The 23527-nt window shown below is 65.1% G+C and carries 20 protein-coding genes and 1 pseudogene; 4 read left to right on the top strand and 17 right to left on the bottom strand.

What is annotated here, in order from left to right:
* Positions 1-8 precede the first annotated feature (8 nt).
* From HWX08_RS07680 to HWX08_RS07660, 5 genes are all read right to left on the bottom strand, one after another.
* Complete coding sequence (locus HWX08_RS07680; RefSeq protein ID WP_174919884.1) at positions 9-1160, bottom strand: porin; 1152 nt, start codon at positions 1158-1160, stop codon at positions 9-11.
* Between the two features lie 47 nt (positions 1161-1207).
* A complete protein-coding gene (locus HWX08_RS07675; RefSeq protein ID WP_069258528.1) occupies positions 1208-2587 on the bottom strand; it encodes an MFS transporter in 1380 nt (459 codons plus the stop codon).
* Positions 2588-2678: 91 nt separating this feature from the next.
* On the bottom strand, positions 2679-3608 hold the full coding sequence (locus tag HWX08_RS07670) for an SMP-30/gluconolactonase/LRE family protein (RefSeq protein ID WP_174919882.1): 930 nt from the start codon (positions 3606-3608) through the stop codon (positions 2679-2681).
* A gap of 21 nt (positions 3609-3629) precedes the next feature.
* Positions 3630-4577, bottom strand: coding sequence for an NAD(P)-dependent oxidoreductase (locus HWX08_RS07665; protein ID WP_174919880.1), 948 nt, complete (start codon positions 4575-4577; stop codon positions 3630-3632).
* Positions 4577-5275, bottom strand: a complete 699-nt coding sequence (locus tag HWX08_RS07660) for an RraA family protein (RefSeq protein ID WP_069258531.1) — start codon at positions 5273-5275, stop codon at positions 4577-4579. The genes HWX08_RS07665 and HWX08_RS07660 overlap by 1 nt, the downstream gene beginning before the upstream one ends.
* Positions 5276-5440: 165 nt before the next feature.
* Between HWX08_RS07660 and HWX08_RS07655 the strand changes: the two genes are divergently transcribed.
* On the top strand, positions 5441-6175 hold the full coding sequence (locus HWX08_RS07655; RefSeq protein ID WP_174920029.1) for an IclR family transcriptional regulator: 735 nt from the start codon (positions 5441-5443) through the stop codon (positions 6173-6175).
* A gap of 115 nt (positions 6176-6290) precedes the next feature.
* Here HWX08_RS07655 and HWX08_RS07650 read toward each other — a convergent pair whose 3' ends face one another.
* The 5 genes from HWX08_RS07650 to HWX08_RS07630 form a co-directional block, all read right to left on the bottom strand.
* Positions 6291-7097, bottom strand: coding sequence for an alpha/beta fold hydrolase (locus HWX08_RS07650; protein ID WP_174919878.1), 807 nt, complete (start codon positions 7095-7097; stop codon positions 6291-6293).
* Between the two features lie 80 nt (positions 7098-7177).
* The gene (locus HWX08_RS07645; protein ID WP_174919875.1) at positions 7178-8395 is read right to left on the bottom strand and encodes a pyridoxal phosphate-dependent aminotransferase; all 1218 of its coding nucleotides are present in this window, start codon (positions 8393-8395) and stop codon (positions 7178-7180) included.
* Positions 8392-9036: an RraA family protein gene (locus tag HWX08_RS07640; protein WP_174919873.1), complete on the bottom strand. Its 645-nt coding sequence runs from the start codon at positions 9034-9036 to the stop codon at positions 8392-8394. Before HWX08_RS07640 ends, HWX08_RS07645 begins: the two co-directional genes overlap by 4 nt.
* A 3-nt stretch (positions 9037-9039) precedes the next feature.
* Entirely contained in the window at positions 9040-9720 is a 681-nt protein-coding gene (locus tag HWX08_RS07635; protein WP_174919871.1) for an RraA family protein, read from the bottom strand.
* Between the two features lie 28 nt (positions 9721-9748).
* Positions 9749-10408 carry an RraA family protein gene (locus tag HWX08_RS07630; RefSeq protein WP_174919869.1) on the bottom strand — a complete coding sequence of 220 codons (660 nt, stop codon included), beginning with the start codon at positions 10406-10408 and terminating at the stop codon, positions 9749-9751.
* 190 nt (positions 10409-10598) lie between these two features.
* On the opposite strand from HWX08_RS07630, the gene HWX08_RS07625 reads away from it, so the two are divergent.
* Together HWX08_RS07625 and HWX08_RS34750 are read left to right on the top strand one after the other, a co-directional pair.
* Positions 10599-11513: a LysR substrate-binding domain-containing protein gene (locus HWX08_RS07625; RefSeq protein ID WP_069258537.1), complete on the top strand. Its 915-nt coding sequence runs from the start codon at positions 10599-10601 to the stop codon at positions 11511-11513.
* Between the two features lie 168 nt (positions 11514-11681).
* Positions 11682-11807 (top strand): annotated as a pseudogene (locus tag HWX08_RS34750) (hypothetical protein); the annotation flags it as partial.
* A gap of 409 nt (positions 11808-12216) precedes the next feature.
* Here the strand turns inward: HWX08_RS34750 and HWX08_RS34290 are convergent.
* The 5 genes from HWX08_RS34290 to HWX08_RS07595 all read right to left on the bottom strand — a co-directional run bounded on the left by HWX08_RS34290 (position 12217) and on the right by HWX08_RS07595 (position 17822).
* The gene (locus HWX08_RS34290; RefSeq protein ID WP_244122710.1) at positions 12217-12522 is read right to left on the bottom strand and encodes a hypothetical protein; all 306 of its coding nucleotides are present in this window, start codon (positions 12520-12522) and stop codon (positions 12217-12219) included.
* Between the two features lie 122 nt (positions 12523-12644).
* A complete protein-coding gene (locus HWX08_RS34285) occupies positions 12645-12956 on the bottom strand; it encodes a hypothetical protein (RefSeq protein WP_244122711.1) in 312 nt (103 codons plus the stop codon).
* Positions 12957-12964: 8 nt separating this feature from the next.
* The gene (locus HWX08_RS07605) at positions 12965-13396 is read right to left on the bottom strand and encodes a hypothetical protein (protein WP_244122712.1); all 432 of its coding nucleotides are present in this window, start codon (positions 13394-13396) and stop codon (positions 12965-12967) included.
* 53 nt (positions 13397-13449) lie between these two features.
* Positions 13450-15567: a putative bifunctional diguanylate cyclase/phosphodiesterase gene (locus HWX08_RS07600; RefSeq protein ID WP_244122717.1), complete on the bottom strand. Its 2118-nt coding sequence runs from the start codon at positions 15565-15567 to the stop codon at positions 13450-13452.
* 557 nt (positions 15568-16124) lie between these two features.
* Positions 16125-17822, bottom strand: coding sequence for a M4 family metallopeptidase (locus HWX08_RS07595; protein WP_174919865.1), 1698 nt, complete (start codon positions 17820-17822; stop codon positions 16125-16127).
* Positions 17823-18454: 632 nt separating this feature from the next.
* Here HWX08_RS07595 and HWX08_RS07590 point away from each other — a divergent pair.
* Complete coding sequence (locus tag HWX08_RS07590) at positions 18455-18985, top strand: P-loop NTPase family protein (protein WP_174919863.1); 531 nt, start codon at positions 18455-18457, stop codon at positions 18983-18985.
* 22 nt (positions 18986-19007) lie between these two features.
* Here the strand turns inward: HWX08_RS07590 and HWX08_RS07585 are convergent, their stop codons facing one another.
* Together HWX08_RS07585 and HWX08_RS07580 are read right to left on the bottom strand one after the other, a co-directional pair.
* Complete coding sequence (locus HWX08_RS07585) at positions 19008-19415, bottom strand: VOC family protein (protein ID WP_174919861.1); 408 nt, start codon at positions 19413-19415, stop codon at positions 19008-19010.
* 422 nt (positions 19416-19837) lie between these two features.
* Positions 19838-23452 (bottom strand): YadA family autotransporter adhesin, encoded by a 3615-nt coding sequence (locus HWX08_RS07580; RefSeq protein WP_174919859.1) that lies wholly within the window; start codon positions 23450-23452, stop codon positions 19838-19840.
* Positions 23453-23527: the final 75 nt, after the last annotated feature.

Here is a 23527-nt window from a genome sequence, read left to right as displayed (position 1 = left end):
CACTCGCCTCAGAACTTCTGGCGCATGCCGATCACCACGCCCGTCTGGTTGTGATCGGGTGCGACCGTGCCGTAGCCGTTCACGCCCAGCGCGGAGCCGCCCTTGTTGCGCGCGAAAGCCGCCGTCGCGTAGATATCGGTGCGCTTCGACAGCAGATAGTCCGCACAGAGCACGGCAAGCCATGGATCGGCATTGGTCGAATGCACGTCCTGGTAATAAGCCGTTGCCGTGACCACGAACGCCGGCGACACCGTGTATTGCGCGCCGGCCCAGTACAGGTTCGCCGCGCTGGCTTCGGCGCCGTTACCGACACGGATCGGATTCGCCGGCAGGAACGCGTTCGACGCACGCAGGTAGCGATAACCGGCGAATCCCTTCACCGGTCCGATCGCATACGACGCGGCGGCCGTGGCGCGTCGCTCGGTGCCCGTGTTCGTCGCGACGGTGTTGCTGTTGCGCTGCTCGTACGACACGCTCGCGGCGAGCGGCCCTTGCGCGAAACTCAACGCCCCGCTGAAGAAGCGGCCGGTGAGTTGCGCGCCCGGCACCTCGGCGCCGTATCCGGTGTCGTAGCGGGTGCTATACATGGCCTGCGCCGTCAGCGGACCGAACACGCCGGTGTACTTCGCCGAATTGTCGATCCGCGCGGCCGCCGCGTAGTCGAGCGACAGCACCGAGTATCGCGACGACGCGCCCATCGGGTCGAAGGCCACGGCCTGTTCGTAGAAGAGCGAGTTCTGGCGGCCGAACGTCAGTTGCTGACCTCGGTACGACAGCCCGACCCACGCCTGCCGCCCGAAAATTCGCGACGTCGTGGCGGCGTTCGAACCGAGGCCTTTCGTCGACTGCGCAGTCGTGCCGTCATTGACGTTGAAGCCGCTCTCCAGCTGGAAAATGGCCTTCATGCCGCCGCCGAGATCCTCGACGCCCTTCAGTCCCCAGCGCGAACCGGACAGGTTGCCCGACGCTTCGCGCGTCTGCGCGCCGCCGGTACTCGTGTTGTTGATGTGCTCGATGCCGACGTCGACGATGCCGTACAGCGTGACGCTGCTTTGCGCATGCGCGGCACCGCACCACAAGGTCGCGCTCGCGACGGTGACGGCGCCCAGCACGAAACGGGATGACGGGAGGGCATTCTGGCGGGCCTGATTCGACAACATGGAGTCTCCAAACTGTTTTTTTGTGGGTGGATCCGACGAACGAAAATTCATGGCTCGCGGGCGGCAGGCGCTTCGCCGGCGCCCGAGCCCGGATCGCCGAGCCACGCGATGGTCAACGCGCCGAGCAGCAGCACACTCGACACGGCGATGAGCGGCGCGGTGAAGCCGCCGGAAAATTGCTTGAGCGCACCGATCATCGACGGCCCGACGAAGCCGCCGAGATTGCCGACCGACACGATCAGCGCGAGTCCGCCCGCGGCGGCCCGGCCGGTGAGGAATCCGGACGGAATCGCCCAGTACGTCGCCTGGAACGCGAGGACCCCGCTCACCGTGACGCACAGTGCGATCAGCTTGAAAGCCGGCGCATGAATGAAGGCGCTCGCGCACAACGCGACGGCGGCGATGGCCAGCGCACCGGCGACGTACGGAATGCGGTTGGCCGCGCGATTGGCGAGACGCGCCCACCAGAGCATCGCGACGGCGCCGATCGCATACGGAATGGCCGTCAGCCAGCCGACCACCGCGTGTTCGACGCCGAACTGCTTGATGATCTGCGGCATCCACAAGCCGACGCCAAGCGAGCCGACGATCCCGCAGAAGTTGACGAACGCGAGCACGAACACGCGCCAGTTCGTCATCGCGTCGCGCAGGTTGCTGCCGTGCTTCGCACCGATGTCGCGCTGCTCGAACGCAAGTCGCTTCGCGAGCGATGCCTTCTCTTCGTCACTGAGCCATGCAGCTTTCTCGGGACGGTCGGCCAGCACGAACAGGCACGCGATGCCGAGCAGCACCGCAGGGATGCCTTCGATCAGCAGCAGCCACTGCCAGCTGCGCAGCCCATGCAGGCCGCCGAATTCGAGCAGCGCACCGGAAATCGGCGAGCCGATCATGTTCGCGACGGGAATGCCGACGAGGAAGGCGGCCGTCACCTTCGCCCGCCACTTGCCGGGAAACCAGTGCGTGAAATACAGGTAGATGCCGGGCGTGAACCCCGCCTCGGCGAGCCCGAGCATAAAACGCGCAGCCGCAAAGCTCTTCGGCCCGACGACGAACGCCGTCGCCATCGAGAACAGGCCCCACGTGATCATGATTCTCGCGATCCACACGCGCGCCCCGACCTTCTGCATGATCAGGTTGCTCGGGATCTCGAACAGGAAGTAGCCGATGAAGAAGAGGCCGGCGCCCAAACCGAACTGCTCGGCCGTGAGACCGAGATCCTTGTTCATCGTGAGCGCGGCAAAACCGACGTTGGTTCTGTCGAGATAGCTGATCACGTAGCAGGCGAAGATGAACGGCAGAATGCGCCGGAACGCCTTGGCGAGCGTGCGCTCGCTGGCCGCGTAATCGTCGCCGGCCAGGCGCTCCGCGCTTGGCGCGTCGGCGCGCGGTGCGTCGTCGCCGGCATGCAGCGCGTGCGAAATGGTCATGCTTGTCTCCTTCGTCGCGCGGCTGGCGGCGCGATCTATCGGCAGGCGGGCGGGAAGCCGGCGAGCGGCTTCCCGGTTCGGCTCGTGGGTCTCAGTCCTTCTTCGCGGCCTGTTTCGGCAGCGGACCGGCAATGGCCATCTCCGCTTTCAGGACCGAACCGGACGTCGATTCGGTGATGAAAAGCGTCTTCATGTCCGGGCCGCCGAAGCACACGCTCGTGAGCGACGCCCCTTTCGGTCCGGTCAGGATCTCGACGGGCTCCGCGCAGTGATTGAGCACCCACACGCGGCCGAGCCCCGGATTCGCGACGAACAGGCGGCCTTCGAGATCGACGGTGAGGCCGTCGGGGCCGCTCGGTCCGTAGGACGTGAAGAACTGGCTGACCTTGGTGACCGACCCGTCGGCCTGCAGCGGCATGCGCCACACGGCATTGCCGCGCGTCATCGCGACGAACAGCACCTTCTCGTCGCGCGACAGGACGAGCCCGTTCGGGCTCGGGCAGGTGCCAAGCAGCATGTCGAGCTTGCCGTCGGGCGACAGCCGATACACGCGGCCCGTCGGATCGTGCAGCCCGGTCTGCCCCTGGTCGGTGAAGTAGATGTTGCCGGCCGAGTCGAACGTCAGGTCGTTCACGCCCTTGAAGCGCTCGGTGTTGCGGCGCTCGAGATACGGACGAATTTCACCGCGCTCGATATCGAGCAGCATCAGGCCGTTCCGGTAGTCGGTGATGATCAGGTGCGATGCGTCGAAGCGCTTCATCCCGTTGGGTTCGCCGTCGTATTCGACGACGAGATCCCAGTCGCCCGACGGCGAAATGCGGAAGATGCGCCCGTGCGGAATGTCGGTCACGAACAGATAGCCGTCCGGATCCCACACCGGCCCTTCGAGAAAGGAATCCGTAACCATGCCGCCGCGGTTCGCGCGCGCCCATTCCGTGCGGACATCCGGCTTGCGAAACTTCTCCGGCATGCGCGTGAACAGGTCGGCTTCGCGCACTTCGGGACTCGTCAGATAAAACATGCGTACCTCGATGTTCGGGGTTCAGGCCGCGCTGTGCGCGCGTTCGTCGAGCGCCGCGAGAATGTTGGCGGCGGCGCCCTTCCCCATGTTCACGTACGCGGCATCGCTCACGCCGCCGATATGCGGAGACAGAATCACGTTGGGGATCTGCTGGAACGGGTGCGGCGCCGTCATCGGCTCGACGTCGAAGCTGTCGAGCCCGGCCGCGCGCAACTGGCCGCTCGCCAGCGCGTCGGCGAGCGCGGCTTCGTCGATCAACCCGCCGCGTGCGGTATTGACGAGAATCGCGCCGCGCCTGAAATGCGCGAGCGTGTCGCGGTTGAGCATCCGGCGGTTGTCGGCCGTCAACGGACAATGCAGCGACACGAAGTCCGACTCCGCGTACAGCGTGTCGAGCGGCACCCGCTTCACACCGGCAGGCGCTTCCTTCGCGAACGGATCGAACGCGAGTACCTTCATGCCGAACGCCGTGCCGATCGCGGCCACGCGCCGGCCGATCGCGCCGAGTCCGACGAGGCCGAGCGTGCGTCCGTCGAGTTCGACCGACTTGTGCGTCGACTTGTCCCAATGGCCTTCGCGCATGCGGATATCGAGCTGCGGAACCGACTTCGCACAGGCGAGCAGCAGCGCCCATGCGTGCTCGGCGACGGCGGCCGCATTCGCGCCGACCGCGGCGCGCACCGCGATGCCGCGCGCGGCGGCAGCGTCCTGATCGATCACGTCGATGCCGCTGCCGTGCTTCGAAATCACCTGCAGGTTTTCGGCGGCGTCCATGATGCGTGCGTTGATCTTGCCGTACCGGACGATGATCGCGACCGGCTTGTGCTGGGTGCAGAGCGCCGCGATGTCGTCTTCGGTCGGTTGCCTGCCGGCGAACACGACGTCGAACTGCGCAAGCATGTCGAGCGCTTGCGGCGCGAGGTCGGCGGCGGTCACGAGAATGACGGGTTTATGCGAACCGGCCTGCATCAGAGTGCCTCGCCTTCGGCCAGCATCCCCACTGCGCGCAGTTCCTTCTCGATCCAGCCCGGACGAACGTCGCCCTTGTGGATCGCGGCGATACGCGCGGTTTCGGCGTCGAGTTTTTTCTGCGCAAGCTCGACGATGCGCGCGACGTCGGCGCGCGGAATGACGACGACGCCGTCGGTGTCGCCGACCACCAGGTCGCCCGGATTGACCGCGGTGCCGCCCAGCGAGATCGGCGCATTCACGCGCCCTGCCACGCTTTTGGTCGGGCCGCACGGATTGAGGCCGGCCGAGAAGACCGGATAGTCGCCGTTGGCCAGTTCGTGTGCGTCGCGCACCGCGCCGTCGATAACGATGCCGGCGATACCGCTCGCCTTCGCCTGCGTCGCCATGATTTCGCCGAGCAGCGCGCACGAGATGTCGCCCTTGCCGTCGACCACGACGACGTCGCCCGGCTTCGCGACGGCAAGCGCCGCATGGATCGCCAGGTTGTCGCCCACACGGACTTCGACCGTGACTGCGGGGCCGGCGACCTTCATCTTCGGCGACAGCGGCCGCACGCGGCCATGCACCGTGCCGCGGCGGCCGGCGACATCGGCCAGGATCGCGGCTTGAAAGCGCGCGGCGGCCTGGACGAGTTCGGGAGACACGCGTTCTATGTCGCGATTGATCGGAGAAGGGCTGACGGATGGCTGGCTCATGATTCGACCTTGGGTTGGTCGTTGTACTGTGTACAACGATGGTGTACGTGGTGAAATCACTATAACCAGAGGACATACGTCATGGCACTGGCGTTTACCCTTTTACGTGGTAAACCAGCGTTTTACTCTGTACAATTCCCTGAGAGTGTCGACGGGAGAGAAAGAATGGGAAATGACGGCGTGGTTGCTGTGGAAAAGGCGCTTTCGCTGCTGGACTGCTTCAAGCCCGGCGCCGAATCGCAGTCGCTCGCGATGCTGTCGCAGGCATCCGGCATGCACAAGACGACGGTCTATCGGCTGATGAACTCGCTGGAGCGAATGGGCTATGCCGTGCGCGCGCAGTCCGGCAACTATTCGCTCGGACATCGCGTGCTGTACCTCGGCAAGCTGTACGAGCAGTCCTTCCATCTGTCGACGGTGGTGGAACCGGCGCTGCATGCGCTGGCCGCGCTGACGAAGGAAAGCGCATCGTACTACGTGCACGACAACGGTCAGCGGCTTTGCCTGTTTCGGGCCGAGCCGTCCGAAGGGCTACGTGAAACGCGGCTCGCGGGGACGATACTGCCGCTCGACGACACGGCCATCAGCCAGGTGATCCGTTACTGGGGACTCGACGAGCCGATCTATGACGAGCCGCCTGCACTGCCGATGTTCACCGCCGGCGCGCGCGATGTCCATACGGCGGCGTTCGCAACGCCTGTCTTCGGTGTCGGCGACAAGTTCATGGCAGCCCTCACTCTTTCGGGACCCGCATCGCGTCTGAGTTCGGCCCACGAAACGGGTGAGCTGGATCGCCTGCAGCTGGATGCGGCTGCCGATCTGTCCCGCCGGCTCGGCGCGAGTTCGGCATTCTGCGAACGGTTCTACGGCAGATCGACACCAGCTTCGTCGGCACGATAGCCGTCGCAGCATGCCATTGCGCGGTGCAATGACGGATATTCCCGGCGCACATCTGCCGCACCGTGTGCCGTGGCTGCCTCGATCACATCCCGAAACACCGCGAACAGCTGTTGTTTCAGCTTGATCGGTTTTGAAATGCTGCAATCGCCTCCCACATCGACACCGGATTCGAATACATCGGAAAATGTCCGCAATCCGGGATTTCGGCCAGTTCAACGCCGTTCTCTTGTATGCGCTTCAGATAGGAAAGCGATGCATTCTGCTCGCCGTACATAAACATCCGAGGCATCGGCAGACCGAGGAACTTCGCCATAAGGTCACCGTTATCCGACAGATCGACCATCGACCGAAAGATCCCGCCGACGGCTTCGGCGCGAACCTTGTGACGCAGACTCGCCGAGTAAAGCGCGCTCGCATAGGCGGGCGAGTGCAGCGTCCGTTCGATAAAGTCGTCGAAGAACCGTTGCGCGTCGTCCCGTGCATGGTCGACGATCTGTCGGCTGAGAAAGCAATCTTCCGGGGCAATGTTTCCTTCGATATCGACAAAGCTCAGAACACGCTCCGGTTGCTGGTGCGCGAGCATCAACGAGGTCAGCCCGCCCATCGAATGCCCGATTAGATGAAACCGATCGAAACCGATATGGCCCAGGACAGCCCGCGCAGTTTTCACCAGAAACGGGATATTGATCTGCGACAGATCGGCACAACGGGTCTCGCCGCACCCCGGTGCGTCGTATGCAATGAACGGATGCCCGTCAAATGCGGCATGACGCACGATGTCGGCATAGTCCTCTTTCGTGGAACCGAAGCCGTGCAGGAACACGATCGGTGCTTTTTTTCCGTCGCGATGAATGGCCGAAACGTCCAGCACCGTGCCGTCGACGTTGAACCGAAACTGCGACCGGGTAAATTCACGAGTCATCTCAATCACCTTGCACCAATATCGCCGCGGCGCGGCCTCGAGTCACTGAAGGTAACCGGGCCCGCGCACTGCGACTACGTTCAATCCGCCAGCGTCGCGCAGAAATCCCGAATGGCAGCGCAAGCGCGCGCCAGGGACTTGTCGTCAAGCGCATATGCGATGCGAATGTAAGGCCCGAGCCCGAACGCGCTGCCATGCACCGTGGCGACACCAGCGTCGTCGAGCAACGCATTGACCACTGTCTCGTCGCTGTCGAGCCGTACGCCCGCACGCGTCGTCTTGCCGATCAGGTCTTCACATGACGCAAATACGTAGAACGCGCCCTGCGGTACCGCGCAATGCAGGCCCGGCGCTTCGGCGAGCCGTTCAATGACCAGATCACGCCGGCGCTGGAATGCGATGCGCGAGCGCTGGATGAAGTCTTGCGGCCCCGTCAATGCCGCGACAGCGGCATGCTGCGATATGGTCGATGCACCCGACGTCTGCTGCCCTTGCAGCTTCTCCATCGCTTCGATCAACCAGCCGGGACCGGTGCCGAAGCCGATGCGCCAGCCCGTCATCGCATAGGCTTTGGATACGCCGTTCATCGTCAGCACGCGATCGCGTAGACGCGGTTCGACCTGGGCGAGCGTACAAAACTCGATGCCGTCGAAAATCAAATGCTCGTAGATGTCATCGGAGAGCACCAGCACCCCCGGGTGCGCGAGCAACACCTCCGCCAATGCCAGCAGTTCCGCACGGCTGTTGACCGCGCCTGTCGGGTTCGACGGCGAATTCAGAATCAGCCAGCGCGTACGCTGCGTGATCGCCGCTTGCAGCGCGTCGGCCGTAAGCTTGAAACCGCTTTCCGCCCCGCATGGAACGATCACTGACTTCGCGCCGCAGAGTTGCACGATTTCAGGGTAGCTGACCCAATACGGCGCCGGCACCACCACCTCGTCGCCCTCGTTAAGCGTGGCTGCCAATGCATTGAAGATCACTTGCTTGCCACCATTGCACACGAGCGTGTCGCGCCATTCGACATTCAGGCCGTTCTCGCGCTGAAACTTCGCGGCGATGGCCTCGCGCAGCGCGCGCAACCCCGCCACCTGCGTGTAGCGCGTATGGCCCGCCCGGATCGCGGCGATGCCGGCTTCGCGAATGTGTTCCGGAGTATCGAAATCCGGCTCGCCGGCGCTCAGCGAAATCGCCGCCGCACCGCTGGCGCGCCGCGCGGCCACCCGATCCATCACCATATAGGTGGCCGACGGACGGGCTTCGGCCAGGAAGCGATTCAGAACGTCTGCCGATACGGTCATTGCGCCGCCCTCCAGCTGGTGAGCCCCATCAGTTCCAGCGTGCTGCGGCCTTCACGCAACGCATTCATCATCTTCGCTTCCTTGTCGGCACGGATCTGCCCCTGAGCGAGCGTCCCCTCGACGTGCGCCGCCGGAATGACGAGGACACCGTCGTCGTCGGCAACGACCAGATCCCCGGGCGCCACCGGCGTGCCGGCAAAGCTGATCGGCTGCCCGACCGACGGTGCGCTGGCCTTGATCGTGCCGCGCATGCAGATGCCGCGGGTAAACACGGGAAACCGCCGATTGATCAGGGCCGCGATGTCACGCACGCCTCCGTCGATGACCAGGCCGACGACGCCGGCAGCTTCGGCCGCCACGGTCAGCACTTCGCCCCAGTAGCCCGACACGAAACCGCCGGTCGACACGACGAGCACGCTCCCCGTCGGCACCTGTTCCATCGCGATGTGGATAGACAGGTTGTCGCCGGGGGAACATTCGAGCGGATACGCAGGCCCGGCAATCGAGGCCCCCCGCCATACCGTGCGAATCGCGGGATCGACCGAGCTAGTGGCGAGACCGGACGCTTCGTGCAGCGTCGATGTACCAAGCGTGCACGCTTGCGCCAGCAGAAGCGGGTCGTACGAACGAGCGTGGGTCATGACTCAGTCCTTGGTTTGAAGTGTGTGATAGCCCAGTGCGGCGCGCGCGTCACCGAGAGACTTGCCTTCCGCGATCTGCTCGCGGATGCGCAGCTCGACTTCCTCGATCTTGCGGGCGATTTCGGCTACTTCGCGGGCGCGGCCGCGCGGCACGACGACGACGCCGTTCGCGTCTGCCACCACGATGTCCCGCGCTGCAACGCGCACGGTTCCAATCCCCACCGTGGTATTCACCGATTCGACCTGCACGCGGTCCTTGCCTGTCCGCATGAAGCGACCAGCCGTGAATAGCGGATAGTTGTCGGCCAGCGCCTTGTTCACGTCGCGGCAGACACCGTCGATCACGGTGCCGGCGATCTCGCGCAGCCCGGCGTACTGGGTCATGATGTCGCCCCAGACCGTGCAATCGGTGCGACCGTCGTTGTCGATCACGACTACGTCGCCTTCAGCGACGTCATCAATGAAGTCCCCCACGGTGCCGGGCGGATTGCTGGCCGGCACGTACTTGACGGTGAATGCCGGCCCTACGACGACCTTCGTATAGTTCGCCAGCGGCATGATGCCCAGCGACTGCCCGTGCAAGCCCAATTTGTCCATGGCGTCGGAGATACCGGGGGTGTCCAGCCCGGCGAACAACGACACCCATTCCCGATCTTCCGCGCTCGCCCTGTTCGGATTTTTCATATGAAAACGCTCCCCGAATGGTGTCGAATCAGCGGGCCGCGATGGCCTCGAATTCCTTGTCGTGCATGACCTCGGCAACGGAGCGGCCTGCGCGCACGGCGGCGACCATCCCATCCTGCCGACGCGCAATGCGCTCGCCGAAATCCAGCACCTCGTCGATACGCGCTGCCGGTACAAACACCGTGCCGCAGCGGTCGGCAATGACGTAGTCCCCGTCGAGCACGGTGACGCCCGCCATCTGGACTGCTTTGCCCGAGTCGACCTGGATCACGCGATTGCGCGCGCTGATCATCGTCACGCCACGGCCGTAGACCGGGTAGCCGATCGACTCGCTGCCCTCGATGTCGCGGCTCAGGCCGTCGATCACCGACCCGCGGATTTGTTTCGCCGTGGCGGCATTGGCCAGGATGTCGCCCCAGCAGGAAATTCCGTCGGCACCGCCGGCGATCACCAACACTCGGTCGGTCGTGGTCACCGCGTCGATGACAGGCGAGATCAAATGCACGGTAGGCCCGGCATCCACTTTCGGGACGAGCTGAATCGTACTCGCGCGACCGACGATCTTCGGGCAGTCCCACAGCGGGCGAAGGCCGTAAGTCGCCCCCGGGAGATCGAGAAAATCGAGCGCATCGGAAACGGTGTTGGTGTCGAGCGCGGCAAGGCGATCGAGGATGGAGGTGAAGTTCATCGCGGTAGCGTTCGTTGACAGGTGTCACAATCGTCGCGTTGCCGCGTTGATCTGTAAATTTCTAATTTCGTATCTGCCTGATACCATTTTCGGATCAGCGAAAAACAGTGCTTTGGGGCCACGCAGGCGGAAAATATCCGCCTTCGGCACATCTGGTCTATCGCCGAACATCGAGGACGGAGATACCCGCATGAGCAATACGATCGACTTCAGGCTAATTCGCCAGCTGTGGATGTTCCTGGCCGTCGCCGAAGAACAGCACTTCGGACGAGCGGCGAAACGCTTGAACGTATCTCAGCCGCCATTGACGGCCCAGATAAAGATTCTCGAGCAATCGCTAGGGCTTCAGCTTTTTTATCGCTCCCGCCAGGGCACGCAGCTCAGCCCCGCTGGCGCCGCGATCCTGCCTGCCGTACGACAATTCACGAGTCAGGTCGAACGGCTGGAGCGCGTCGTCCGTGAGGTCGCATCAGGACGGTCCGGTGTCCTGCACGTGGGAGCCATTACTTCCGCGATGCTCGAAACCGTCCCGCCGCTGCTGGACGAGCTCAAGCGCGCGTATCCGGACCTGACGGTCTTCGTGAAGGAAATTGACAGCGTCGACGCAATTCCCGCACTCGAAGCGGGAGAGCTTGACCTCGCATTCGTGCGCGTCGACAAGGAAATCGGAAACGGCATCCTGACGATGCCGCTTGCCGAAGATCGCCTGGCCGTCGCGCTTCCCAAAGATCACGCGCTTGCGTCCTTGCCGAGAGTACGATTGCGATCCTTGGCGGGTGAGCAAATGGTCGTTTCCTCGCGACAGGTCGCCCCGGACTATTTCGACTTGCTGATGTCCGTTTGCCGATCTCACGGGTTGGCACCGCGTGTCATGCATGAGGTCCGATCGATTACGTCGCAGGTGGCCTACGTCGGTTGCGGACAGGGTGTTGCCCTGGTGCCGTCGTCAATGCGCAAGCTGGTACCCGGAAACGTCGTCGTGAGACCCTTGAAAGAAAGGGTGATGGTGGTGACGGCGGCACTGGTATGGAACTCGAACCGCTACCACCCGATGGTCGACGAAGTCGTTGCTTCGTTGAAAAAGCAGGCGACCCGCCGCCTCTGAACCATCTGCGTGCCAGTGACCTGCCCGGATGCTTCGACTGCAATGTTCAACCCTGCGAGAACGGCACGGGTACCCATCGGCACGTCCGCCCGCTTAAAGACGTCCCGGCGTACGAGATAGGGCTGCGATCCACGGCTCATCGAGACGACCGGGCGCGCGAGCAGTTCATTGACATCCAGACCGGCTGACGCCGAGCCGGGCCTGCCGATCCAGCCCATTGCCTACGATTCGCCGATAGCGAAGCTGCTCGCTCACGGCCGTACACGTGACGAGGCCATCGCACGGATGCGCGTCGCCTTGGACGAGATCGTGATCGACGGTGTCGACACGTCGGTACGGTGCGCCCCGCGTGTACGTGATGCTTCGCCGGGAAGGCAGGCGAAACAATCATTAACGCGTCGAGCGCGTGTATCGGGAACTGGCGGTGGTGGTGAACACAGGCTTGAAGCCTGTACATGCGGTGGAATGACGGGCGCGAGCGTTCGCACAAATGGAACGGTGCCGTCAAATACTGACGGCGCACCCGCGCGTAAGCGGTTTGGCACCCGTCGTAAAGGTTCCCTCAGCAGAACCGGCCGGCGGCAAATCATTGACCGGCGAAAAGACGCACTCATCGCGCCGTCATGCGCCCGCCCTCCGGCGGTCGCGTTTCATGTCGATCGACACAGTGCGAACGGCCGGGCGGCGAGATCGAGCAAGCAGATTACCGCTGGCTGACCTTCACGCGCGGCAGCCACTCCGCCTCGGCGCCCTGCGTGCCTTTCAGGTGCGCGGGAACCGCGTCCTGCACGTGTGCATCGAAACGGCGGACTGCTTCGTTGTCGAGATGTCGGCCATCGAACGTCGACTGGCGACGGGTAATCATGTTGATGCGAAGACGTTTTGCCGCCATGGTCGGTATTCCTTGAAAATTCGACACCCCGCAGACTGGCGAAGTGCCATGGACATAGATGTACGCGAGAAAGATGTCGCTGCGATGACGCGGCGGGCGACGCGAATCCTTCGCCACCCTATCGCCGTGCAGCGCGGTGGCGCCGGCACGCCAGCAAGCAATCCTTCATGGACTCCAGGGAACCGTTCGAGTTCCGTGACACCGTCAACTTGACGAGCGGCGTCACGGTGCCACGACGCTCACGTACGCTCGAGTCGATACCCATAGTTGTAGACGGTCGTGATCGCGAGCCCGTTCTTCGGCCTCAGCCCCAGGCTCGTGCGCAGCTTGCTCACGTAGATGGCGAGCGTCGTGTCCGGGCGGCGCAGGCTCGCGTTGAGTTCGGCCAGAAAGGTCGCGCGGTTCGGCAGGCCGGTGAGCGAATCGTGATGCGGGAGCTGCTGGATGCGCGCTTCCGCCTCGGCCTGCTGCGTGACGATCGACCACGACAGCATCGGGCCGATGTAGCCCCCTTCCGCATCGCGCACGCCCGAGACCTGGATGTCGAGCACTTCGGGCCCTAGCCGGACGCGGGCGCAATGCGGCAGGTTCGCCGGATCGGCGAGCAGGCGGCGCTGCTGCAGGCCATGTTGATCGCGGTGGCGACGAGCGTCGGCTCGTGCGTCGACAGGAAGAACGCGACCTGCGCCTTTTGCCACGCGTCGCCGTACGGAAACAGCAGCAGCGCCCACGTGGTGAACGTCGCCGCGATCGGGATCACCAGCCAGTTCGTGACCGTGAGCATCATCGCGGCCGGCATCGCGACCGACAGCCACCACGGCGTGCTGCCCAGGTGCGTGACGGCGAGGCTCCAGGTGCTCGAGATGAGGATCAGATACATCACCGGGAGCTGCCCGGCGAATACCCGGAATTGCGCCGCGAGCAGCGCCGGGTTGCGGGCCGGCGCGGCAATGCGCGCCAGTCTTGCGATCCGTGCGTAATGGGCTTTCATGTGAGCGTGCATGCTGCAACCCGCGTTCGGGTTGCCGTGGCCGGCGTCGGCGGCTAGCCGCGCGGGTCCGGTTCCGCGTCGGCGTCGACGGTCTCGACGGCTGCGGCGATCGTTCCGGACGCGGCGGCCGGCGCGCCGGCGCGGTTGCCCCCGGTCAGCGCGATCTGCCCGCTGCCGACGATCTCGCTCAAGGGGGCGGGCCGGCCGAGCAGGAAGCCCTGCGCTTCGTCGCAGCCCTCGTCGGCCAGCAGCGCGAGTTGGGCGCGTGTCTCGATGCCTTCGGCGAGGATCGGAATGCCCAGGCTCTTGCCGAGCGCGAGCACCGCGCGGATGATCGCGCGATCTTGCGGCCGGGCTTGCGCATCAGCGACGAACGACTGGTCGAGCTTGATCCGGTCGAACGGGAACGAGCGCAGCGTGTCGAGCGACGAATAGCCGGTGCCGAAATCGTCGAGCGCGATGCTCACGCCCAGCGCCTTGATCTGCCGCAGCGTGTCCAGCGCGCGCTCGCGCCCGGCGAAGATCGTCGATTCGGTCAGCTCCAGCTGCAGTCGCGACGCCGGCAGGTGGGTGGTTTCCAGCACGTCCGCCACGAGCGTCGTCAGGTCCGCGTGCATGAACTGCACGGCCGACACGTTTACCGCGACCGCATAAGGCGGCTCCCACGCGGCCGCCCGCGCGCATGCCTCGCGCAGCACCCATTCGCCGATGTCCAGGATCATGCCGTTCTCCTCGGCGAGCGGAATGAACTCGGCGGGCGAAATCGGGCCGAGCGTCGCGTGCTGCCAGCGCAGGAGCGCCTCGTAGCCGCGAATCTCGCCGGTCGCGAGCGACGTCTGCACCTGGTAGTGGATGCTCAACTGGTTGTCGGCCACCGCACGCCGCAGGTCGGCCGCAAGGCTGCGGCGCGCGCGGACGATCAGGTCCATCGCCGGCTCGTAGAAGCAGATCGACTGCGCGATGCTGCCCTTGGCGCGGTACATCGCGAGGTCCGCGTTGTTGATGAGGGCGGCCTTGGTGGCGGCGTCGTCCGGGTAGATCGCGACGCCGAAGCTCGCACCCGGCACGACCTCGTAGTCGTCCAGCCGCACCGGCTTGTAGAGCGCCGGCTCGAGCCGCTCGAGCAGCGCCACCACGCGCGTGTCGTCGTCCATCCGGCAGAGCGCCGCGAATTCGTCGCCGCCGACGCGGGCCACGAATTCGCCGTCGCACAGCAGGTTCGCCATGCGCCGCGCGAGGATGCGCAACACCTCGTCGCCGGCATGGTGGCCGCGCAGGTCGTTGATTTCCTTGAAGCGGTTCAGGTCGATGCCGATCAGTGCGAGCTTGGTGCCCTGCGCGTGCGCAAGCTCGATTTCGAGGTCCAGCCGCTCGTTGAAGCCGGCCCGGTTCGGCAGGCCGGTCAGCATGTCGCTCAGCGCCAGCCGGCGCAGGTGTTCGAGCGATTCGGCCCGCACGTTGCTGTCGATCAGGTAGCTCACGAGCCCGGTGCAGACGATCACGAGCGAGGTGCCCGCCACCGCCAGCGCAAGCGGACGCAGCGTGTTCATGTCGTCCCACGCGCCGTCGAGCGTCAGCGGCGTGATGCGCAGTGCGGACATCCCTGTGAAATGCAGCGCGAGGATCGCGAGCGACAGCACGCCGGCCATCTGGTTGACGGCGTGCGGCGACGGCCGCAGTGCGAGGTGCAGCGCGAGCGCCGCGAGGGTGAGCGACAGGAGCACCGACGCGATCAGGTAGCCGGGGTCCCACGACACGAAACCTTCAACCCGCCACGCGAGCATGCCGGTGTAGTGCATCAGCACGATCGCGATGCCGACGATCGCGCCGCCAAGCGCGGGCGCGGCCCTGACGGTGCGGCGGGTCGTGAGCGCGAAGCCGATCGTGCTGCCGCCGACCGCGATCAGCAGCGACACGAGCGTGAGCGGCAGGTCGAAGTGCACCGGCGCGCCGGCGTCGAAGCCGAGCATCGCGACGAAGTGCGTGCACCAGATCGCGACGCCGGCCGAGATGGCCGTCAGCACGAGCCAGCCGAGCCGCTGCGTGCCGGCGGTGCTCGCCGTGCGCTGGAACAGGCGTGCGGTGACCCACGAGCCGGTCCCGCACAACAGCGCCGCAAGCAGCACCAGCCAGTGATTGTGCCGATGAACGATGCACCCGAAAACTGTCACCAAAGCCTTACTTCCCTTTCCGTCGCATGGGTTGATGGCGGTCCTGAACGCAGCGCGGAGGCAGGGGCGATGCCGCGTCGTTCGGGAGCGCCTTCGAGATATCGGCAGCGGATGAACAAACTGAACGCCGGGCGGCTGCGCGCAAACGATTGCACGGAAGATATTTTTTCGAGAGCAATGCCGGAACGACACGCGCGTCAGGTTGCGGTAGGCGGCCGGTACAACCATTCCGTATCTCGATGTGGCGGCAGACGCCATCACGGCCGCTGCTATCGCGGCAGGCAGCCGCGTCGCCCGCGCTCATCCGGCTGACACGGCTAGCCCGAGAACGCGCTCGGCGCGTGTCGCAACGGATGGCCAATCGTGACGATCTCAGCCGGACAGACGGCAGATGCGACGAAAGCCAAATGTGCAAAGATCGACGCCCTGCAATCGCAGGCCGTCGATCCCCCTCCGTCCGCCGTTCGCCCGCGTGTGTCGCGTGGCCCCCGCATTGCTCCGATGCAGGCGCGGCGCCACACGCGCTTCAGGCGTTCAACCTACCGGCACAGACGCGGTCAGTTCACCCCGACCGCACTCCATGCACGCGCGACGGTAGCGCTTTCCGTCGAGTTCGCGCCGTAAAGGTCCTTCGCCGCCTGGATCGATGCGCGACGTGCGTTCGGATAGCTGGAGTTGGCGTTCAGATACACGGTCAGCGTCCGGTACCAGATCTTGCCGGCCTTCTCGCGGCCCAGGCCGCTGAAGGTCGTGTCGCCGTTGCAGACCAGTTGCGCTTTCGTGAGCCCCGTATCGGTCGACGGCACCGTCGGGCCTTCGGCCAGCAGGTAGAACAGGCGGTTGCCGACGCCCGACGTGAAATGCGGATCATGGCGCGGATTCGACCACGAGAAGCCGCCGGACGGGTAACAGCTGAACGACCGGCCGTCGAGATCCTGCTTGTACATCTTGCGCAGGCCGCCGCTCACCACGCGCGCGCCGATCACGTAGTTGCCGGGATCGTTCGGGTTGTTGGCGTAATACTTCACGAGCGTGCCGAAAATGTCGGACGTCGACTCGTTCAGGCCGCCCGCGTCGCCCGAATAGTCCAGGTTCGCGGTGGCCTCGGTCACGCCGTGGCTCATCTCGTGTCCGGCGACGTCGACCGAAACGACCGGTTTCGGCAGACTGGTGCCGGGCTGGCCGTCGCCGTACACCATCACGCGCGACGACAGCCAGGCCGCATTCGCGCCGGTCGTGCCGCTGCCGGTATCGAATACGACGTGCGCATAGCTCTTCACGCCGCGGCCGTCGTTGAAGATGCCGTTGCGCCCGTGCGTAGTCTTGTAGTAGTCCCAAGTAAGCGCGAGACCATAATCGATGTCCGCGGCGACGGTCTGGCGGTCGGTGGTCGTATTGTTGCCCCACACGTTCGTGCTGCTCGTGAAGATCGGCAGGTCGGTCGCCCGTTCGACGTCGTCCGAGGTCAGGCCGCGGCCGTCGTAGACCGAGCCGGAGCCGCGGCTCGGATCGAGCATCCGGTATGCATTCGTGCCCGTCTGGTCCGTGGTGAGCGTCAGGTTGCCGTAGTACAGCGAGCGGCCGGTGCCCGTCGCCGCGGCGGTCTTGATCAGGTCCTGCGCGTCGAGCACGGTGCCGGTGCGCGCGTCGACGTAGTACAGCACCGCTTCGCCGTGCGTGTCGGTCGCCTTGCCGTAGACGCGCACCGCGTAGGCCAGCGTCGGCGTGACGTCGCGCGCGAACACGACGAGTTCCGCGTCATCGACACGGCGCACGTCCGAGCCGAAACGCGCGGCCGCGATACGCCGGACCCTGTCGGCGCCGATGTCGGGCGCATTGCGCACCACGGACCGGTTGCCGACCTTGCCGATCGTGCCGGCGAGACGGATCGGCGCAAGCTGGGTCACGCTCGCCTGCTTCAACTGCCCGTTGCTCGAATGGACGACGACGTCGCCGCCGATCACGAGCAGGCCCGCGTGGAAGCGATCGAAACGCACGTGCTCGGTGCCGTCGGGATCGACGATCACGTCGCGTACCTGGAACTGATCGCTGTCCGTCGGCGCACTCGCCAGCGGCCCTGCGAATTTCAGCGTGCGTGCTGCGCCGTCTCCGGCGAGACTGAAGGCGGACGGGTTCTGCTGGATCAGTTGCAGCGCCTTGTCGACCGTGGCCGACGGGTCGCCGGCCTGCGCAAAAGCACTGAGACTCGCGACGGTAATCGCGGTGATGTACAGCAGACGAGACAGTTTCTTCATGTAATCCCCCGGATTATGAATGGGTGATGTGCGAGGAATGCATCAAGGAGGAAAGACGTTTATCCAACACATGTCACGAACAGCAGAGGGATGCTAGAAGGTCAATTCAATTATTACAAGATATTTTCTGACAGATTAATTTTAACTGTCGCCGATGTGAATCGAGTCATGATTTGGTGAGGAATTTGCAATGATCTCGTCGGTCGCGACGACGGTATCGACACTATTGCAGCGGTGAAATGTGTACGGAGAACCCCGCGCGGCTTGGCTCTCAACGCGTGGCGCGGTTTCATCGGGGCGGACGACGTAATGCGGCGGCGAAGCGCCGGATACTACTTGCGTTATTAAATATTGATTTTGATTGTTGCCGTTCCGCGCGACTCAACGCAGCTTTTCAATACCGCATCCCTTCGGGATTTAAATGACGGAACCTTTGACTTCGTAGTAAAAGCATGGCGCCCGACGCGCGAGAAAACGCTTTCTACGAATCTTTCATTCGACGCGTGCGACGCATCGTCCGGCACCTGCATGCAACGCCGCTACCGCAGTCGGAATGTTGGACCGAAAACGCTGCGCGGCATCGATGCATCAGGCACAATACGCGGCTTCGTCATTCAACCGCGGGCAGCCCCATGCGCTTCGTCGTCGTTGGAACCAGCGGCGCGGGAAAATCCACTTTTTCCAGCGCACTGGCGGCAGCCGCCGGCTGCCCGTACATCGAACTGGATCGGCTCTACTGGGGCCCCGACTGGACTGCGGTGCCGCCGGAACAGTTCGAGCGCGCGGTGCGAGCCGCGACGGCCGGCGACCGGTGGGTCGCCGACGGCAACTACAGCGTCGTGCGCGACGTGCTCTGGTCGAGCGCCACGCACGTGATCTGGCTCAACTTCGGACGTCGAACGGTGTTCTCCCGGGTGCTCTGGCGCACGTTGAGCCGCGGGCTGATGCGCACCGAGCTCTCGCACGGAAACCGCGAGTCGCTGCGCATGGCATTCTCCCGTGAGTCCGTGCTGCTTTGGTCGTTCACCACGTTCGCGAAGAATCGCGTCAAATTCGCGAGCCTGCGCGACGACCCGAAATACGCGCATCTGCACTGGATCGAAATCACCCACCCGTCACGCACCCGCGCGGTCATCGACATGCTGACCCGCGCCGGCGGCTGAATGCGTCGCGACGGGTATCGGGTCAGTCGTCGAACGTGCCGCGATATTCCGGCGCGGCATCCGCGCGCGTGTTCAGCTCGAACATCACGCCGCCCGGCGCGCGGCAGAAGAAACGCGAACCGCGCCCGTTGTTGAAGACATTCGTGACCATCTCGACGCCGTCGCCCTTGAAGCGCTCGAACAACGCGCGAACGGCATCGAGGCTCGGCAGTTCGAACCCGACGTGGAAATTCGTCGGCCATGCGGGCACTTCGTCGCCGGCGTGATCGATCACCACGTCGAAGCCTGCACGTTTGAGAATCCAGGATTGGTCCCAGTTTCCGGCGATCGTGAAGCCGAGATACCGCTCGAAGAATCGGGCCGTCGCCAGCGTGTCGGCCGACGGAAAGCTCAGGTGATTGAGTTTCATGGTTTGCGTGTTGGCAGTCATTGCGCGTCTCTGTCATGGGTTGATCGGCGGCGGCCCCGCGCCGTACCGCCGGACGCATGCAGAATACGAGCCGGGGCTCGCATTCGACAACTCGCATTGGACGCACGATTCGACGGCGCGCGAACCCGTGCGACACGGCGGCCCGCGGCGCAAATGTGATCGCCGCGGATTGCGCAACTCGCATTCGGTATGGAATGGCGAGCACGACGACGACACGGCGAAACAGGCGATGCAAGACCCGACCGTCCGACGCGCGGCACCGACTGCGCACCGCGCTCGACGGAGCCGCGTCGATCTTCGCGACGCACCCAATGCGAAGGCCCGGGGTCGACGGACACACCCCGGGCCACGGATCTCCGGCCGGTGCCGGGCGCACTACCGCTGCCAGGCACCACCGGTCGATCGATGCTGCGCGAACGACGTCAGAACTGGTAGCCGGCCCCCACCACCGCACCGAAGTCCGAACGCGTGTTGCCCGTGACCGACGCCTTGACGACCCAGCGGTTGCTTTCCGTCACGTACGAGTACCCGGCCGCGAAACCCTGCTGGCCGTGAAAGTTCGACGTCGCCGCCGAGACCATCGAGCGGCCCGCTCCCGTCGGCTGCGGCAGGCCGGCCACCGCCATTGCCGATGCCACGCCGCCGTACATGTCTTTCTTCAGGTCGTTGAACGAGTTGTACACCTGGCCGATGCGCTGGTCGGTGTAGCCGTTCGCCTGATTCGTCGCGGCCGACAGGTTGTCGTTCAGTTGCTGCACGTTCACCGCGTCGGTCGGTGCGGTGCCGGCCGCGACGTTCGTGACCTGGCGTTCGCTACCCTTCGCGCCGACCGAGAACGAATTGTCGCGATCGGCGACGGAGCCCTGGCCGACCGCCACCGCATTCTTGCCGGTCGCGGTGGCCGTCGACCCGATGGCGCCCGCATCGGCGCGCGCGATCCACGTCGTGTTCGCATCGGTCGCCGCCGCGCGGATCTGGTCGTTCGCCGCGACGTTCTTCAGCGCCGAGTTGAACTGCCCCATGTTGACTGCGTCGTTGTCCTTCACGCCCGCCGCTACACCGGTCAGCACGCGGTCGCCCGCCGTGCCGGAGAAGTTCACGCTGGTGCCTCCCGAGTCCTTCCCGACCGTGATCGCAGCGTTCGGGTCCTGCTGCTGCACGAGGCCGGTCTTGCCGTTCGCGATGTCGGTCACATTCCCCTGCAGGTTCGTGATGTCGGTCGTGTTCTTCGCGACCTGCTGGTTGGTCGCGTAGAGCTGCGAGCCGTTCACCGCGTCCGTGCTGGTCGCGCTTAGCGCACCGGCCTGCACGTTCGTGATGCGCGTGCCGCCGGCGCCGCCGAGCGTGATCGTGCTCTTCGAGCCGTCGTCGTACTGCACCGCGAGCGCGCCGAGCTGGTTGAGGCTCGACTGCACGCCCTTCAACTGCTTCACGTTGACCGCATCCGTATCGTCGGTGCCCGCGGCGACGTTCTTCAGCACGACGGCCGCGTTCGTGTCGCCGCCGATCAGCGACACCGAATTCAGTCGGTTGCCGTTCGCGTCGACGTCGTACTTGACGACGTTCTTCACGGCCTCGCCGGCCTGATTCGACACCTGCGTGATCTGCTGTTCGAGCGACGATTTCACGCCCGACAGCTGGCCGCCGTTCACTGCATCCGTGCTGCCCGCGGCGACGTTGCCGTCGGCCACGTTGGTCAGCTTCGTCGACGCACCGCCGCGCGCCGCGTTGTATGCGCCGAGCGTCGTGTCGAACTGCAGCGCGTCCTGCTTCAGCCCGGCGATCGCGGCCGTGTTGCCGGCGATGTTCGTTTCGGCATTGCCGATGCGCGTTTCGTGGTTCTCGAGCGTCGCCGTGTTGCTGCCGACGCGGCCGTCGAGGTTCGTGAGCGCGTCCCCGACGTTGTTGAACGAACCGCCGCCGACTTTATAGGCCGGCGCATTGATCGAGCCGTCCGGATTCGCCGTCGCGCCGCCGCCCAGTGCGGCCGCCGTGCCGTCGATTGCGCGGCGCAGTTGCGCGCCGTTGACCGCATCCGTGCTGCCGGCCGCGACGCTGCCTTCCGCGACGTTGGTCAGATGCACGGGGCTCCCGCCGTTGCCCGCGCCGAGCGACACCTGCTTCTTGTTCGCATCGTCGTACTTCACGGCGAGCGCATCGAGCTGGCTCGTGCCGTTCTGAACCGCCGCGTTCAGCTGGTCGACGTTGACCGCGTCGGTGCCGTTCTTGCCGGCCGCGACGTTGCCGATGCGTTGCGGGCCGTTGCCGCCGTGGCTCGCATCGTACGCACCGAGGGTGCCGTTCCACAGCAGCGCGTCCTGCTGGAGCGCCGCGATGTTGCCCGTGTTCGTCGTCACCTGGTTGCCGAGCGTCGTCACGCTGTTGCCGACGTTCGTGATCGACTGGTTCAACGTGTCGGTGGCCTTGCCGAGCTGGCCGACGTTCACTGCATCGCTCGCGGCAACGCCGTCCGCCACGTTGTGCAGGCCGACCGGCGATTGTGCGTCCTTGCCGCCAAGCGTCACGCCGCTGTGCGCATCATCGTCGTACTGCACGGCGTTCTTCGTCGCGTTGCCGATCTGGTTGTTGATCGACGTGCTCAGGTTTCCGAGCGTCGTGTTGATGTTGTCCGTCACGCTCGTGCTCAGCGACGACAGGCCCCCGTTCAGTTGCCCGACGTTCACCGCGTCGGTGTTCGCGACACCGGCTGCGACGTTGTGCAGCGTCGTGCCGTTCGTGCCCGCGAACGTCACCGAGTCGAATCCGCTCTGGCCGTCGTACTTCACGTTGCGCGCGTCGGCTGCCTGCAGGTTGCTGATGTTGGTGGTCGCCGTGCTCAGCGACGTGTTGATGCCGGTCACGCTGGTCTGCAGGTTCGCGATGTTCGACGCCGCCGTCGAGATCGATGATTGCAGCGGCGCAACGCTGCCCTTCAGCTGGCCGACGTTGACCGCGTCGGTGTCCGCCACGCCGGCCGCGACGCCGTTGATCGTCGTGCCGTTGCTGCCGTCGAGCGCGATCGCCGCATGCGAATCGTCGGTGTATTTCACGACGTTCTTCGTCGCGGTCACGATACTGGTGCTGAGGCTGTTGCCCACGCTGGTCACGCGCTGGTCGACGTTCGAGATCGAGGTCGACAGCGAATTGCCGACCGACGTCACGCGCGCGTCGACCGTGGCGATGCTCGTGCTGAGCGCGCCGTTCACGTTCTTCAGCTGCTGGACGTTGACGGCGTCCGTATCGGCCGCGCCCGCCGCGACGTTCTTGAGCTGGCGCTCCTTGCCGATCGCGCCGAACGACACCGCGCCGCCCACCGGCGCGGCCGTGCCGCCGAATACCGGCGTGCCGCCATTGTTCGCGCCGACGCTGCCCGAGCCGATCGCCACCTGGTTGTTGTCGTTCGTCTGCGCGCCTGCGCCGATCGCCACCGATTGCGTGCCGCCGGCGCGCGTCTGCGTGGCCGCGTCGTACGCGGCGCCGTTCGATACGCCGTCGCTCGACGTCGGGTTCGCGCCGCCGATCGCGACCGAACGATCGCCGCTGGCGAGTGCCGAGTGACCGAGCGCGATCGAGCTCGTGCCGTGCGCATCCGCGACGTTGCCGATCGCCATCGAGAAATCACCGACCGCGGCCGACTGGCGACCGACGGCGAGCGACGTATTGCCTTGCGCGACGGCTACCGTGCCGATCGCCGTGGCCGAGTTCGCGAGCGCCTGCGCGCCGACGCCGACGGCGATCGAGCCGCCGCTGCTGGTGCCGCTCTTGCTGCCCGCATTCGACTGGTCGCCGATCGCGATGCCGCTGGCGCCGGCTTTGGCGTTCGTCCCCATCGTCACGTTCGTCGTGCTGACCGCCGCGTAACTGCCGTTCCGGGTCGCGACGCACAGCGGGTTCGTCCCGTCGATGCACTGCCCGCTCAGCGCGTTGTCCGGGTTGCCGCGGTCGACGAAATTGTCCGCATGCGCGGCGCCCGCGATCAGGACCCCTGCCCCCGTGAACATCGCGGCGGCCAGCGCCGAAATCTGCTTCCTCTTCATGGTCTTCTGCTCCGTTTTGTAGCGTTTGGTTTGAATACGAACGACTTTTTTATTGAAGACTTCAGTTGCGATTGC

The sequence above is a fragment of the Burkholderia metallica genome, from assembly GCF_902832845.1.
Taxonomy (GTDB): Bacteria; Pseudomonadota; Gammaproteobacteria; order Burkholderiales; family Burkholderiaceae; genus Burkholderia; species Burkholderia metallica.
Note: the sequence above shows the minus strand (reverse complement) of the source record. Positions and strands in the feature narration are given on the sequence as shown.